Source organism: Cronbergia sp. UHCC 0137, from assembly GCF_034932285.1.
Lineage (GTDB): Bacteria > Cyanobacteriota > Cyanobacteriia > Cyanobacteriales > Nostocaceae > Cronbergia.
On sequence record NZ_JAYGHC010000009.1, the window covers coordinates 68,737 to 84,646 of the forward strand.

The 15,910-nt window shown below is 39.7% G+C and carries 15 protein-coding genes; 7 read left to right on the forward strand and 8 right to left on the reverse strand.

The features are described 5' to 3' along the window. Positions 1 to 21: 21 nt before the first annotated feature. Positions 22 to 588 (reverse strand): TIGR04376 family protein, encoded by a 567-nt coding sequence (locus VB711_RS06375; protein ID WP_323284953.1) that lies wholly within the window; start codon positions 586 to 588, stop codon positions 22 to 24. 938 nt (positions 589 to 1,526) lie between these two features. Between VB711_RS06375 and VB711_RS06380 the strand changes: the two genes are divergently transcribed. Next, a complete protein-coding gene (locus tag VB711_RS06380; protein WP_323284954.1) occupies positions 1,527 to 4,439 on the forward strand; it encodes a glycerol-3-phosphate acyltransferase in 2,913 nt (970 codons plus the stop codon). A gap of 107 nt (positions 4,440 to 4,546) precedes the next feature. On the opposite strand, the gene VB711_RS06385 is transcribed toward VB711_RS06380, so the two are convergent. Next, entirely contained in the window at positions 4,547 to 4,681 is a 135-nt protein-coding gene (locus VB711_RS06385; protein WP_323284955.1) for a hypothetical protein, read from the reverse strand. Between the two features lie 464 nt (positions 4,682 to 5,145). Here VB711_RS06385 and VB711_RS06390 point away from each other — a divergent pair, with 464 nt between their 5' ends. From VB711_RS06390 to VB711_RS06405, 4 genes are read left to right on the forward strand one after another with little or no spacing between them, the layout of a single operon-like run. After that, positions 5,146 to 5,631: a glycosyltransferase gene (locus VB711_RS06390; RefSeq protein WP_323284957.1), complete on the forward strand. Its 486-nt coding sequence runs from the start codon at positions 5,146 to 5,148 to the stop codon at positions 5,629 to 5,631. 19 nt (positions 5,632 to 5,650) lie between these two features. After that, positions 5,651 to 6,649, forward strand: a complete 999-nt coding sequence (locus tag VB711_RS06395) for a sugar transferase (RefSeq protein WP_323284958.1) — start codon at positions 5,651 to 5,653, stop codon at positions 6,647 to 6,649. Between the two features lie 48 nt (positions 6,650 to 6,697). Next, on the forward strand, positions 6,698 to 7,165 hold the full coding sequence (locus VB711_RS06400) for an anti-sigma regulatory factor (RefSeq protein WP_323284959.1): 468 nt from the start codon (positions 6,698 to 6,700) through the stop codon (positions 7,163 to 7,165). Positions 7,166 to 7,213: 48 nt separating this feature from the next. After that, positions 7,214 to 7,522, forward strand: a complete 309-nt coding sequence (locus VB711_RS06405; RefSeq protein ID WP_323284960.1) for an STAS domain-containing protein — start codon at positions 7,214 to 7,216, stop codon at positions 7,520 to 7,522. A gap of 322 nt (positions 7,523 to 7,844) precedes the next feature. On the opposite strand, the gene VB711_RS06410 is transcribed toward VB711_RS06405, so the two are convergent. The 3 genes from VB711_RS06410 to VB711_RS06420 all read right to left on the reverse strand — a co-directional run bounded on the left by VB711_RS06410 (position 7,845) and on the right by VB711_RS06420 (position 10,567). Then, positions 7,845 to 9,026, reverse strand: a complete 1,182-nt coding sequence (locus VB711_RS06410; protein ID WP_323284962.1) for a PP2C family protein-serine/threonine phosphatase — start codon at positions 9,024 to 9,026, stop codon at positions 7,845 to 7,847. A gap of 201 nt (positions 9,027 to 9,227) precedes the next feature. Then, entirely contained in the window at positions 9,228 to 9,575 is a 348-nt protein-coding gene (locus tag VB711_RS06415; RefSeq protein ID WP_323284963.1) for an Hpt domain-containing protein, read from the reverse strand. Between the two features lie 299 nt (positions 9,576 to 9,874). Continuing rightward, entirely contained in the window at positions 9,875 to 10,567 is a 693-nt protein-coding gene (locus VB711_RS06420; protein WP_323284964.1) for a hypothetical protein, read from the reverse strand. Between the two features lie 218 nt (positions 10,568 to 10,785). On the opposite strand from VB711_RS06420, the gene VB711_RS06425 reads away from it, so the two are divergent. Continuing rightward, on the forward strand, positions 10,786 to 11,766 hold the full coding sequence (locus VB711_RS06425) for a folate-binding protein (protein ID WP_323284965.1): 981 nt from the start codon (positions 10,786 to 10,788) through the stop codon (positions 11,764 to 11,766). Here VB711_RS06425 and VB711_RS06430 read toward each other — a convergent pair. From VB711_RS06430 to VB711_RS06440, 3 genes are all read right to left on the reverse strand, one after another. After that, a complete protein-coding gene (locus tag VB711_RS06430; protein ID WP_323284966.1) occupies positions 11,763 to 12,548 on the reverse strand; it encodes a DUF5331 domain-containing protein in 786 nt (261 codons plus the stop codon). The genes VB711_RS06425 and VB711_RS06430 overlap by 4 nt on opposite strands. A 498-nt stretch (positions 12,549 to 13,046) precedes the next feature. Further along, entirely contained in the window at positions 13,047 to 13,337 is a 291-nt protein-coding gene (locus tag VB711_RS06435; protein WP_323284967.1) for a (2Fe-2S) ferredoxin domain-containing protein, read from the reverse strand. Continuing rightward, positions 13,327 to 14,301, reverse strand: a complete 975-nt coding sequence (locus tag VB711_RS06440; RefSeq protein ID WP_323284968.1) for a cysteine synthase A — start codon at positions 14,299 to 14,301, stop codon at positions 13,327 to 13,329. Before VB711_RS06440 ends, VB711_RS06435 begins: the two co-directional genes overlap by 11 nt. Before the next feature lie 336 nt (positions 14,302 to 14,637). Between VB711_RS06440 and VB711_RS06445 the strand changes: the two genes are divergently transcribed. Beyond that, entirely contained in the window at positions 14,638 to 15,822 is a 1,185-nt protein-coding gene (locus VB711_RS06445; protein WP_323284969.1) for an NAD(P)H-quinone oxidoreductase subunit H, read from the forward strand. The last annotated feature ends 88 nt before the right edge of the window (positions 15,823 to 15,910 follow it).

Genomic DNA, 15,910 nt, shown 5'->3' on the forward strand with positions numbered 1-15,910 from the left:
TGTTCCCTTTTTTTATTGTACTTAACGCAGGTTGCGCTTCATTTGTTCTAACTCATCTTGAGTTTCCCAATAGCGAAACTTTTCTTCTAGGTCATCAAATGTGCTAGAATTGGGTACGGTTTTATTTTGCCAAGGATTGGTTTCTAAACGCTGTTGGGTTTGAGTACGTTCTGATTGTAGTTGGGCTGCTTTGGATTGCACTTCTTGACGACGTTGTTGGACTTTGGCCAGCAGCGCTTGAGATTGATTGATACGTTCTTTTAAACCTTGCATCTGTCCCCAACGCTGATTTCCTTCCCGCAGGAGTGCGTCTTCTCTCTGTTGGGCTGCGGTGGCTAAATCCTCTCTGCCGGCGGTTTTGGCTTTTTGGATGCGGATGTGCCAACGTTGGATTTCTTGGGCTGTGACTAGGATTTCGTCTTGCGATCGCTGTTGTTGTAATTGTAAATCTGCAATTAGTTTTAATGTATCTTCTTCTTGCTCCCGTAACTGTTCTAGCAGCATTTCTAGCTCTAAATGGGGATTTTTACGCAAGAATTCTTCTAAACGCTGTTCTAAAAACCGACTTAAATCATCAAATAAGCCCACTGCCAGAACTCCAAATGTCGGGTATGTGACTATTTTATTCTAGCACCTAAAATCACGACTTCCTTCTAAATGAATACAGTTTGTCAGAATTTTGCAAAGCTTAAACAAAATAATTATGTAAATTTAACGTTGTTGGCAAATATAAGGATTACAATCAAAACGGACAAATTAGCCCTGTAATTAAGGAGGCTCATCCAGCCATGTCCGACTTAAATCGAGGAATTATGAAATTTGAGGGTGCAGATTCCCCAAAAGCAGTCACTATCTCTACTGTGTTGCTGTTGGGATCCATAGTCGCGCTCATTATATGGGCTTTACAATCTGCTTATGCTCTAAACTAGAATCCGTAGTAATTGAAAAGGACGCTGGCAATTGGGATTTTCTTGGTTGTCTAGTGTCCTTCATTTATTTGTATTTGTAAAGTAGGGTCGGTAAGTCTTAATATTTAGGGTTTGCTGACAAGTCATGGAAAAATAAACCACAGAGGCACAGAGTTCACAGAGAGATGAGGTTTTGAGAGATATTTTGCCTAAGTCCTAAGATCAATCAAGGTGCATCAAAATCTACAAATTAGTGATTTTAGTCTAAAATATTTTCTCTGACGCACCCTACAGACTATAAAATATCCGAAAATTAATAACTAGCAACTTGGGTTATTTATTGGAAGTCTCTAAACTTAATGGACTAAGTAATGAGACAGAATTAATTACACAACTGGTTTTTCTGTTCCCTGTTCCCTGTTCCCTGTTCCCTGTTCCCTCTCTCAACGAATGAATTTAATTTTGTCCGACTACTTCCGTTGCTAATTTCACCATTTATCTTGCAAAATAACAAGAACGATGCTGACTTGGGTGAATCAAATTTTTGGTTCGGACTGGTTTGTTTGACTAATCTATGAAATTTATACCGGATTGAGTGAAAATCCGTAATTTAAAATAATGCTTCAACTTTGGGGTCTATTAGTTATTTTAATTGTTTGTCCACTCTTAGGGGCAATGCCGCTTATTTCCTGGATTACTTATGCCCTGAAAAAGAGGCAATTATCCCAAATGGGTACAGGCAATATTAGTGTTTCGGCGGCTTTTTATCACGGGGGTAAATTGGTGGGTATTCTGGCGGTGGTGTCGGAAGCTGCCAAAGGTATTGTAGCAGTTTTACTTGCCCGTTGCTTTTTTCCTACTGGCTCATTTTGGGAATTAATTGCTTTAATTGCCTTGGTTCTGGGTAGATATTCTTTAGGTAGAGGTGCAGGAACGACAAATGTGAGTTGGGGATTTTTGTTACATGATCCCTTGGTGACTGCCTTTGTGATGTTGTTGGGGGCTATTGGTTTGATCATCCTCCGTTCTCGACAGATGGTTAAATTTGGGCTTTTGATTGTATTTCCGTTGCTGGTGGCACTGCTGCACGCTGATGATTTGCCGAGAATTATGGCGGCTTTTGCCTTAGCTGGGACAATTGGCTGGATTTATCAACAAATGCCCGATGATATGGAACTGCCTGTAGAAGAGGCACAACCAGACTCTCAGGGGATGATGGAAAATTTGGGTGGGGAGAGAGGGATAGCGAAGAAGGTCTATGCTTACGCCACTTTAGATGAAGAATTGGATGGGGCGATAGTTGGGGCTAAGGCTGCTACATTGTCTCAAATTAAACGTTGGGGTTATCCAGTGCCGAAAGGCTGGATATTGCCTCCCTTTCATGACCCAAGGGATTTGATTAAGTTGCTGCAACCATCTTCACTTTCACCTTTAATTGTCCGTTCTTCGGCGATTGGGGAAGATTCAGAACGGGCTTCTGCGGCTGGACAATATACGACGATTTTAAATGTTACCAGTCAAGAAAATTTAAGGAGTGCGATCGCTCAAGTTCAAGTTTCCTACAATAACCCCTCTGCTGTCCAATATCGTCAAGATATTGAAGGTGAACAGGAAGAAACCGATGCAGCTATGGCGGTGTTAATTCAACAACAAGTCCAAAGTGTGTTTTCTGGTGTGGCTTTTAGTCGTGACCCCATTAGCCAACAAGGTGATGCGGTGGTGATTGAAGCCCTCTCTGGTAGCCCTACTCAAGTCGTTTCTGGCAGAGTTACACCAGAACAGTATCGAGTTTTGGTAATTGGAGACGAAAAATTATCTTGTCAACAGTTTGAAGGAACAGGACGAGTTCCCCAAGCTTTGATTAAGCAAGTAGCATACTTAGCCCGTCGTTTAGAAAGACGTTATCGTGGCATTCCCCAGGATGTGGAATGGAGTTATGATGGGCAAACTCTCTGGGTATTGCAAGCGCGACCAATTACAACTTTATTACCGATTTGGACAAGGAAAATCGCGGCTGAGGTGATTCCCGGTGTGATTCATCCTTTAACTTGGTCGATTAATCAACCTTTAACTTGTGGTGTTTGGGGAGAACTTTTTACTTTTGTGTTGGGCGATCGCGCTCATGGTTTTGATTTTACACAAACGGCAACACTACATTATTCTCAAGCTTACTTTAATGCCTCTTTTTTAGGAGAGATTTTTCTGGCTATGGGTCTACCTCCAGAAAGTCTGGATTTCTTAACTAGAGGGGCAAAAATGAGTAGTCCTCCCATCAATTCCACTTGGAAAAATTTACCAGGACTAACGAATTTACTGCGTCGGGAAATGCGGTTAGAAAAGGATTTTAAGGAGGATTATCGTCAAAGGTTTATTCCTGGATTAACCCAGTTATCAAATATTGTTTTGGAGGAATTGACCCCTGCCGATATGTTAGCCAGGGTAGATTTAATTTTGGATTTGCTACATCAGGCAACTTATTACAGTATTTTAGCACCTCTGAGTGCGGCCATTCGCCAGTCGATTTTGGGAATTAAAGATGAGAAAATTGATCACAGTGTTACCCCAGAGGTGGCATCGTTGCGATCGCTCTCTATTTTGGCCGCCGATGCTAGAGAAATATTACCAGAATTTGATCCCGCAACGGTTTTTGAACAGTTGGCACAAACTCCAGAGGGAGAAAAGATTTTGGTGGAATTTAACGAATTACTGGAAGATTATGGTTATTTAAGTGAAGTCGGCACAGATATTTCCGTTCCTACTTGGAAAGAACAGCCGCAGCTAGTCAAGCAGTTATTTGTCCAGTTGATGCAAACAAATGAACTCCAAAATCAAAATGAGATCAACAACCGTCAGAAAGGTTTTGTGCAAAAACGCATTGATTTGAAAGGGAGAGTAACGGAGGTTTATTCGCGGTTATTAGCTGAATTACGCTGGACTTTTGTAAGTTTAGAGAAAATTTGGCTTCAATCTGGTTTGTTTCAACAAGTAGGGGATATCTTCTTTTTAGAATTGGCAGAAGTGCAGAGATTGGTGGAAGATGAGGGTGCAATGTTGAGAAATCAGATATCAGGATTAATTAAAAAAAGGCGATCGCAATTTCTCCAAGATAGTCAAATTCCTCAAGTTCCTGCCATAGTCTATGGTTATAATCCCCCCCACCCAATCATGCCTATAATTGAACTTTCTGACAACATTTTAACAGGTATTCCTGCTAGTAGTGGTCAAGTGGAAGGGCGAATAAAGGTGTTACGAAATTTACAAGACATAGCGGACATTGATAAACAAACAATTCTGGTAGTTCCTTACACTGATTCTGGTTGGGCTCCAATACTGGTCAGGGCTGGAGGATTAATTGCCGAGGTCGGTGGTAAGCTTTCTCACGGAGCGATCGTCGCCAGGGAGTACGGGATTCCCGCAGTCATGGATGTGCAAGGGGCTACACATTTACTCAAAGATGGTCAGCAAGTACGGCTTGATGGATCTAGCGGAACTGTAGAACTAAGCAATTCAAGATCCAAAATTGCCAATTGAAAATCAGCAATTGTACTCTAATAATGTAAGTTGCTTTTTTAGTAAAGTAAGGTGTGTCAGAATCTTAAAATTAGTGATTTAGTCTAAATTATTCTGTCTGACGCACCCTACAGACTATTCAAAATTTGTTCAGCATCAAAATCATCTGGAATTGTCAACTCTCCAGCACATAAACCATAGGGTCTGAGTTGTGAAGATTTGGGAAACATGGTTTTACATAATGTTACATTTTCATTAGACATCTGGTGAAAATTAAATATGCGTGGACTAAAACCCCTGTAGAAATGTTCCATGGGTAGGGATTCTCGGCTCTACAATCTTTACCGGAGATGTCTATTGTGTAAATTGATTACGATGGAACGTGACTTTGCTTGTTTAACACTCAACTGTTCTGGTATACTATCTGTATTATTTGGGATCGTGTTTTAACTGCTGGAATATTTAGTTTTTGACCCCTCTTTTCTCTTTCCTTGGGAGAAATCCGGGTCTACTCTGCTTAGAAGATGTTTGAAAAGTCCCTGATGGTGTATCAAATATTTTTAGATCCCCCCAACCCCCCTTTGATCAGGGGGGCTAAATTCCTCAAAGTCCCCCTTTTTAAGGGGGATTTAGGGGGATCTGTGGGTGTCATATCGCACACGAAAAAGTTTTAAAACAACCTCTTAGATTAAACTTAAAAACTCTGTTTACCATTTCCCTTTAACTTATGATTTTAGTCACAGTTGGTACAGAACAATATCCTTTTAATCGCTTGATGAACTGGATTGAGGTAATATTACAGTCGGAAATAATTCAAGAAGAAATAGTGGTTCAATATGGCAATTCTACCGTTTTACCGGCTGGTGCAAAGGTTTACAAATTTTTAAAAGAAGACAAATTTCAAGATTTAATTAATCAAGCGCGAATTGTCATTGCCCATTGTGGTGAAGGAACTTTACTGCTTTTGGATTCCTTGGATAAACCTTATATTTTGGTTTCTCGCAGTCATCAATTTAAAGAACACGTTGACGATCATCAAATAGAGTTGGCTTTAGCATTATCACAAATCAATGTTCCTATCGCTTGGTGTCCGGGAGACTTGGTAAGATTTATAGAAAATCCGCAAAAAGTTTCCGTTGCAGACGTTTCTCAAGCTAGTGCGATCGCTCTTTGCAATAGTTTACAATCTCGCTTTGGTGAAAATCTCAACTAACCTCATACAGGTAATCAACATGACTTCTGAAATAAAAAAAGTAGTACCCTTGGTTACGACTCGTTTTAATAATACTCTTTTAGTGCAATTACCACCCCGATTAACTGTCATAGAGGCTATATCTTTCCGGCAGTCTTTTCAACAATGGGTGGAAGATGCTAATATTACTAAAATTATCTTAGATTTTGGACATACGACAATTATTGATAGTAGTGGGATTGGTTCATTAATTACCAATATCAAATCAGCCAAAACTAAAAACATTGAATTAACTCTTTGGAGTGTTAATCCCCAGGTGAAATTGGCCTTTTCCCTAGTCGGTTTGGATAAAATTCTGCACATTGAAGCCAATACCGATGCTACTATCCCTACAGCAAGCCGCAAATCTCAACAGCGTCCACCATTAACCCATCCTTCGGTGCGATCGCCCATCAAACGAACAATTGATATACTAGGAGCGATTGTAGGCTTGAGTGTAACTGCTGTACTGTTTGTGCCGATCGCGATCGCAATTAAACTTGATAGTCCAGGACCCATCCTCTTTAGTCAAACTCGTTGTGGTTGGATGGGAAGACGGTTTCGCATTTGGAAATTTCGCTCGATGGTGACAAATGCCGAAGCTCTTAAATCCACCGTTACAAATCAAGCTGCTGGGGCTTTTTTCAAAAATGATCATGACCCCCGCATTACCCGTGTTGGTCGTTTTCTTCGCAAAACCAGTTTAGATGAATTTCCTCAATTTTGGAATATTCTCATCGGAGATATGAGTTTAATTGGAACTCGTCCACCCACTACAGACGAATTAGAAAAATATGATATCTCTAATTGGCAAAGGTTAGATGTCAGACCAGGACTGAGTGGTGAATGGCAAGTTAATGGACGTTCAAAAATTCTCAATTTTGAAGACGTGATTAAACTTGATTTACGATACCAAGAAAATTGGAGTCTTGGTTACGATTTTAAACTCATTCTGAAGACCTTTATTGTTATTTTTAACAAAGATTCAGGAGCAATGTAAGACAATAATTTTTAAGTTTTCAACTGCTTATCATTTTAAATAACATTCATGGAAACCAATTTATTAATCCATAATTATAGTCTACAAGTTGCCAGCGATCTTGATGCAATGGTAACAGTTGTAGAATGGTTTGACCAATTTAACGGTACACAAATACCTTATCAAACTTGGCTAGAAGGACAAACTGCTTTATTAGAAGGTTTTACTAATGTAGTTCGTCATGCTCACAGTCACCTTAGTCCTGAAACTCCTGTGAATTTGGAAATACAAATATCTCCTGAATATTTTCAAATCTGCATTTGGGATCAAGGTGATAGCTTTGATTTAGAAGCAGCTTTAGAAAAGTTCAATCAAGAAACTAGCCAAAGGGAATTTGATCCTTTAGATCATGAATCTCAATGGGGTTGTATTTTTTTACTAAAACTCAGAAAAGACTATGGCTGGACAATTAGTTATATTCGTGAATTAGACAATAGAAACTGTTTATTGCTGAAAAAAACGCTAACTATTTCCTAATGATTCAGTTAAAATTAATGTATTTCTCCCTTTACACCAAGCAAAAATATGAACTTACAAGTCAAAGTGATTCAACCCCAAGGTATTTTTAATAGTAAGAGTGGTAATCAAATCCGTCAAGAAGTGGACGATCTCATAGCATCAGAAATCAAGACAATTTTGATTGATTTTAAAGATGTTACATTTATGGATAGTTCTGGTTTTAGCGCTTTGCTAATGATTTTAAAGACAGTTCGGCAAAAAAATACTAGACTGGTACTTTGTTCCGTCAACGATCAAATAAAAATGATCTTTGATATGACTAACACAAGTAACCATTTTGAAGTGTTATCTGATCAGACATCATTTGTAACATAGATCATGTTTAAAAAATCTTAAATTCTAGCAAAAAACCTCTCTCCTTTGTAGGGTGCATCAGACTGCACAATCTTGGTAAATAAACAGATTTTTGGTATCTAACAAAACTTTTTCAATGACTTTCACCAAAATAGGTTGTTTCGGGTTGCGGCTAATTATATTTTATCGGTAAACTAACCGTGGGGTAAGGGTTTAGCAGTGCTAAACCCCTACAATAAATTTAGCTTAAACTCACAAATAAAGTTTTTTATCTGTTCCCTGTTCCCTGTTCCCTGTTCCCTGTTCCCTGTTCCCTGTTCCCTGTTCCCTTTATTTATTGAGATTACCCTGAACTAAAATTTATTTCTAATAAAGAGCAATCATCGGTAAAGGCTTTACTACCCGTGGCAATTTTAATCTCTTCTAAAATGTGGTCTAAGTCGATAAATTGTTGATTATATCTCTCCAATAAATTGATAAAATTATTCAAGTCCCACATACTACCATCAGCTTGTTGAACTTCATAAATTCCATCACTAAAAACATAAATTTTACTCGATGGTTGAATCTCACATACAGCATTTTGATATACTACTTCTGCAAATGCTCCGATTGGCATACTAGGAGTAATTAATTGTTTGATATTTATGCTAGAATTAGTTGAGTGAGAAAGTAATAAAGCAGGTGGATGTCCAGCAGTAGAATAGGTTAATTGATAAGAAATGCGGTTAAAAACTCCATACCAAATAGTGAAGTACCTAGCATTATGCTTATCCATTTGAAAAATTTCATTCAAAGCTGTCAAAACTTCAGATGGTTGATGGAAATTGGCATGAGGGAGAGTTTGAGAACGCAATAAATTATGTACCGAGATTGAAGGAAGCGCGGCACTTAATCCATGTCCCGAAACATCCAAAAGATAAATTACTAAGTTGTCTTCATCTAACCAATAGTAATCAAAACAATCGCCACCCAATTGACTAGAAGGTAAAAACCTAGAGTTGATTGTTACTAACCCTGACATGGGTTCAGGTAGAATTGATTTTACATAATCAGCCGCTTCATTCAATTCAGTTTCTAAAAGCTGTTTTTGAATTTGTAAGTCTTGGGCTAATTTCTGAAGTTGTTGATTACTTTGATGCAGTCTGAGTCCTGCTCGTACTCGCGCTTTTAATTCATTGACTTCAATGGGTTTGCTCAAGAAATCATCAGCACCATTATCTAAACCTTCTACCCTATCTTCAACGGCTGTCCGTGCTGTTAGGAGAATAAAAAAGGTTGTAGATAAAGTTGGTTCAGATTTGATAATACGGCATACTTCTAACCCATCCATTTCATCCATTTGCCAATCACAAATAATTAGGGCTGGATGATGTTTATAAGCTTGTTCTATGCCTTGTCTACCGCTAGAAGCAAGAATGACCTGATATCCCTGTGTTTGCAGTGCTTGTTTAAGCACTAATTGAATAACTCTATCATCATCAATTACTAGGATTTTAGTTTTAAGATCAGATATTTCCGGCATAATTGGTCATTAATAATTGATCATTAGACATATCCAGAAATTAACTTCAGTTCTTTGGCAATGTTCAAAAAAAACTTACAGGCTTAAATTTTTATGGTTGTTTGTTAATTAAAACTTACGCAGGATTAAGGCATTATCGTCATTGTGACACAAGGAAGCAATCTCAATCAGTGATGTTTCGTAACCCATGGGTAATTCCTGTTAATGATCGAGTTGAATACTTGCCAGAGTCATAATGACATTATGATATTCATTTTCTAATTGATTAACTAGAACAGTGATTTGCTCTAAAGTTTGACTCTGTGCAGTATATTCTAATATCTCACAGATTTTGCCTAAGTTGACTGCACCAATACTAACGCTAGGCGATCGCAATGCGTGAGCAGATTTTTTCAGCTTGGCTAGATTTCCTGAATTAAGGGCATTCTTAATTTCCTCAATTATCACTGGGGTATCTTCTAAGTAAATTTCGATCAGTTCGGTAATTAGTCCATCACCATCACTATCGGCCATACTACGCAGGTCTTCCAGAACACTTGGATCAATCATCTCTTGTTGGTTTGGGAAGGTTAACTGGGAAGATAATAACGCGATCGCACTCCAAAATATTCTCTAGATTTAGTAAAAGTTATCTCAGCAGGGCGAACCGTCGTTCGCCCCTAAGAGGGTGTTTGAAAAGTCTAATTTATACAGCCCTAGCGACTAGAAGTCGCGGCTACACAATCGAAACCCACCTACGTGGGTTTTTAAACCTTAATTTTATGTTAGTCCACGGAGGTGGACTTTGCTTGTGTAGTAGCGATTTATAATCGCCCGAAACTTTTCAAATATCCCCTAATTGTCTATGGCTAAAAACCACCAAAGTTGTAACCGACTCCTACCAAGAGACTAATATCAGTTTGATTAAAGAATCCGGCATTTACCGCTGCATTGGCGGTAAACTTATTGGTTAAAGGTAGATCAACACCACCAGTGATTAGTAAGGCGGTTTCGGAGTTATCACCGGTTGTAATGGCTGCACCTGCTCCCAAATAAGGGGTTATGGGGATAGATTCTGTAACTGGATCTCCTAAGCGGTAAAAGGATAAATCATAGGTGATGGGAATGAGAAATGTGGTATCAGATCCTAAAATGGCGGCGGGTCTTAATGATAAAGACTGACCAAAACCAATTTTACTGATTACTGTAATATTACCATCAGATAGAGATGTAGAGTTACCACTTAAACCAATATTAGTCGCAATACCAAGATAGCTTTTGCCACCACGGGTTGGTCTACCAAAAACAAGATTCCCTTGGGCTATTTTCGCTGGTTGTTGTACTTGAGGGTCAACTGGTTGAATAGTAGACTCTGTATTGCTAGAGGTAAGATCAATTGAGGAAGTAGCCACTGTACCGGGAACAGGTATGGCTATAGGGCTGGTTTCAGGGGTTGTGGTGACAGCAGACTCAGTTGTTTGGGCGATCGCGGGTAAGCTGGTGCTAACAATGGCAACAGTCGCTAAACTTGATAACCAAAAAGTTTTTTTAGGCAAAGACATATTATTCACATTCACTCCTACAAGAAAATAACTACTAGAGATCAGGGTTTTGATGGTTTAAGTTAAGAAAATCAATCAATACTCAACATTTAACACCAAAAAACCGATATTTACATCTTTATTTTGACGTATGTACCGAGGAAGTAAATTAGTTGAAGTCCCAAAGGCTGATTTGCTAAGATTTTTGATGCAACCACATTCAAACAGGGCTTTTCACTATGTCAACTTCTGCAATTGATCACAAAGAAGCAGCAGCTATCCAAGCCGCTAAAGAAGGGGTTGTGGTGTGCGATCGCTCTTTTTGGGGACGTATCCGTGTTTCTGGTGATGACCGTCTCCGGTTTTTACACAATCAAAGTACCAATGATTTCCAAAGTCTTAAACCAGGTCAAGGTTGTGATACTGTATTGGTGACATCTACAGCCAGAACTATTGATTTAGTTAGTAGTTATATTCTCGATGACGCAGTGTTATTATTAGTTTCACCGCACCGTAGGGAATTGATCATGCAATGGCTAGATCGTTATATTTTCTTTGCTGATCAAGTGGAATTAACTGATATAACTGATGAAACTGCAACTTTGAGTCTCATTGGACCCGAAAGCGACGGGATAATTGAGAAATTGGGGGCTGGGTCAGTTATCGGTGAACGCCACGGTAATCATACCTTAGTTGATGGTGCAATTGTAGCTGTAGGTAGTGGTTTGGCTTCTCCTGGATATACAATCATTCCTCCTGCTGGTGATAAAGAAAAATGGTGGAGTCAACTATTAGAATTAGGGGTAGTCGAGTTGAGCGATCGCTCTTGGGAAATGTTACGAATATTACAAGGTCGTCCCGCCGCCGATTTAGAACTAACCGATGATTACAATCCCCTGGAAGTCGGCTTATGGCAAACAGTCTCCTTTAATAAAGGTTGTTATATCGGACAAGAAACCATTGCGAGATTAAATACATATAAAGGTGTAAAACAGTATCTTTGGGGTATTCGTCTCAATGCCCCGGCAGAAATAGGAAATATGATCACATTAGCAGAGGAAAAGATCGGTAAACTTACCAGTTACACAGAAACCCCTGATGGTTATTTTGGACTAGGTTATATCCGCAGTAAAGCAGGTGGTATTGGCTTAAAAGTCCAAGTAGGAACAACAGAAGGGGAAATAGTAGCTATTCCCTTTGTTTCCCACGAATACCCTTAATTTTCCACAGGAGGTTTTAACCCTTGACAAAACTCATCTATCCAAGAAGGTAAGCTACGGGCATTTGTGGTAGATGAGATATTCACCGAATTGGGTATATTTTTAATTGGAAGATTTTTAGTAACTTTAGTGAAACCAGGTGAAGTATTATAATTGATAGAAACCGGAGTTGGGAAAGAGACAGAAGATTGGGGGATAGTGGAAGTGAGGAGAGCGATCGCTGATTGATCATTTCGCCGTCTTGCCTCCCTCCCCAATCTAGAACCTGGTTTTTCCAAAACGACCGTTTTAGAAGGTGCTGAACTCACCTGAGTAGCCATTGCCACCACCTTTATAGGTTTACCCTCTTGTTCCATTTCTCTGCTAATTTTCAATAACACCTGTTTCTGTTTTTTTGGTGATTCCTCAGAAGATAAAGTATTAGTATTAGTATTAGTATTTAGTGTAGATTGTTCCAACATATCCATATTTTCAGAACAATCATTAATCATCTGACTTTCAAATTGTGATTCTAGTAAATCTAACTCCTCATCAGGATTAAAATTAAGACCTAAAGCTGCAACTATTTCATCAGGATTATTATTCAAATCTAAAAGAAAAGAAAGGACTTGTTCAAATTCCGGTTCTAAAATCGACAAAGTAGCTAAAATGTAACCAGAAGAAGGACGACGGCAACCATCAAAAGATCGCCAAATCTGCATTTTCACCAACCAAGAACGATTTTGACCATAGTAACTTAGCCACTTCATTTTTAAAGATTGACGTAGCTTTTGAATATCCATTAGATGCCTCACCTAAATCAAAAAAAAGTGTAGATTTTATATATATTAAATTAATCTGATCCTTGAGAAAATATTGTTAAAAAAATATAGAGACAGTAGATATGATCTGAGGAAAAAGTCTTTTGGTGAGGAGTCAGCACTTCGGCTACCAATACTTATCGGTTAAGAGTTTTTGTAGGTTGGGTTAAGCGACAGCGCAACCCAACAAAAGCCCGTAAATGTTGGGTTTCCTAACGTCAACCCAACCTACCTGATTTAATGTTTTTAGCTTAACCGACAAGTATTGATTCCTGAGTCCACTTTAGTGGACTTGAGCTATGAGACAGGGAATTTATTCCCTGACTGACGGGTGTGGAAGCCAACAGATAAGCTATTTTTTAACTTAATTTGACACCAATGCGCTGAGATTGCTACAGAAGCCAAGCCTGTAGGGTGCGTCAGACAGAATAATTTAGGCTAAAATCACTAATTTTCAGATACTGACGCACCTAACTGAATCTAAAAAAGCAACTTACCTTCATTCAACATCAGTTGTTCCACCAATTGAGGTACATCTTGGGGTTGAACTCGGCTATACCACACCATCTCAGGTAAGAATACCACCATCGGACCACTACCACATTGTCCTAAGCAGCCACTAACTGTAACTGTCACATCTGGTATTGAACAAGCCTGAAAAGCAGCTAGAACTGCTGCTGCACCTTGCTTTTTACAAGTGCGACTTTGGCAGACCCGCACGCATTTAAACACTTCCCATTCCCCACATTTAGACAGCGCCCTAACTAACAACCAAACCTTTAGTCGCTAACCACTCACGATTAAATATCCTGGACTGATAGCGAGAACCACTATCACATAAAATCGTCACAATAGTATGTCCTGGACCCAACTGCTTTGCTAAAGTCACAGCCGCACCCACATTAATCCCAGTCGAACCACCCATTAACAGCCCATCTTTTCTCAATAATTGGTAAACAACCCGCAAAGCCTCTTGGTCATCAACTTGGATAGCATCATCAACCGGTGCGCCTTCCATATTCGCAGTAATTCGACTATTCCCGATCCCTTCAGTGATTGAATTACCCTCAATCTTGATTTCACCAGTTTTAATATAGCTGTACAACCCGCTACCCAAAGGATCAGCCACAACGCATTTCACCGCCGGATTTTGTTCCTTTAAAAACATCGACACACCAGCAAACGTCCCACCAGTACCAGTTGACGCTACCCAACCATCAACCTTACCATCAGTTTGTGTCCAAATTTCCCGGCCAGTAGTTTCATAATGAGAACGACGATTAGCTAAATTATCAAACTGATTTGCCCAAATAGCATTTTCCATTTCTGCTGCCACCCTACCAGATAACTTGACATAGTTATTCGGGTCTTTGTATGGTACAGCAGGGACAGGACGAACTTCTGCACCCAAAGCCGTCAGAGCATCTATTTTTTCTTGAGATTGGGTATTAGGAATAATAATTAAACACTTGTACCCCTTGGCATTACAAATATGTGCCAGTCCAATACCTGTATTTCCTGCCGTTCCTTCCACAACAGTCCCACCAGGTTTGAGTAAACCTTTTTCTTCCGCATCCTCGATAATGTAAAGTGCAGCCCGGTCTTTCACAGAACCCCCAGGATTAAGGAACTCCGCTTTGGCCAAAATTTCGCAGCCTGTTTCCTCACTGAAGCTATTTAAGCGGATCAGTGGTGTATTGCCAATAGTGCCAACAAATCCATTTTTGATATCCATATTCAATAGACCTAATTTATTTCTGATGACACTTTCTACTTTATGGTTTCATTTGCCTCAATAACAAGGTTTTCAGCCTGTCACCCTTATAATTGAATCAGCGAAACAATATGCAACATCAAGTTCAACTTCGACCCTCCTACCCTTTCTCCAACATAACGCTGTAGGGGTTTTGTCCAGAACGTAAAATTACCAATACATTTTAGACAAACCAAACAAACTCAAGTCTAGTATTGTTCTTACAGGCTGGATGCTGGCAGACACGACATAAGGGATCTGATTGACATCTTCCCAGTTCAATTGAAAATGTTACACAACGGGAGAACACTAAAATCTATGAGCAGAATAGAAACCCGCACTGAACCAATGGTTCTCAATATGGGTCCACACCATCCCTCAATGCACGGGGTTCTGCGGCTAATTGTTACTCTGGATGGCGAGGATGTTGTTGACTGCGAACCAGTCATTGGCTACCTGCACCGAGGCATGGAAAAAATTGCCGAAAACCGCTCTACTATCATGTATGTTCCCTACGTCAGTCGTTGGGACTATGCGGCGGGAATGTTCAATGAAGCAGTCACCGTTAACGCCCCAGAAAAACTAGCAGGTGTCGCTGTTCCCAAACGCGCCAGCTATATCCGGGTGATTATGCTGGAATTAAACCGTATTGCTAACCATTTACTATGGTTTGGTCCCTTTTTGGCTGACGTAGGCGCTCAAACTCCCTTTTTCTATCAATTCCGGGAACGGGAAATGATTTATGATTTGTGGGAAGCGGCTACTGGTTATCGGATGGTGAATAACAACTACTTCCGCGTTGGTGGTGTGGCTGTTGATTTACCTTATGGTTGGGTAGATAAGTGTTTAGAGTTCTGTGATTACTTGTTGCCAAAAGTTGATGAGTATGAACGCTTAGTTACCGATAACCCGATTTTCCGGCGGCGTGTGGAAGGAATCGGGACTATTACCCGTGAAGAAGCAATTAATTGGGGACTTTCTGGTCCGATGTTGCGTGGTTCTGGGGTGAAGTGGGATTTGCGGAAAGTTGACCACTATGAATGTTACGATGATTTCGACTGGGAAGTACATTGGGAAACAGCCGGTGATTGCTTTGCCCGTTATGTGGTAAGGATGCGGGAAATGCGCGAATCGGTGAAGATTATTCGCCAAGCGATTAAAGGTTTACCTGGGGGACCTTACGAAAACCTAGAAGCTAAACGTTTGATGGCTGGGAAAAAATCTGAGTGGGATGCTTTTGATTATCAATACATTGGTAAAAAAGTTTCACCTTCTTTTAAGATTCCCAAGGGTGAAATTTACTCCCGTGTGGAAAGTGGTAAAGGTGAACTGGGAATTTATCTAGTAGGTGATGATAATGTTTTCCCCTGGCGTTGGAAAATTCGCCCAGCAGATTTCAACAATCTCCAAATTGTGCCTCAATTACTGCGAGGAATGAAGGTTGCAGATATTGTGGTGATTTTGGGTAGTGTTGATGTGATTATGGGATCTGTTGATAGATAAGGGATTGGGGATTGGGGATGGGTGATTGGTGATTGGTGATGGGTGATGGGTGGATTGGTAATTGGTAATAAATAAATTAATTATTCCT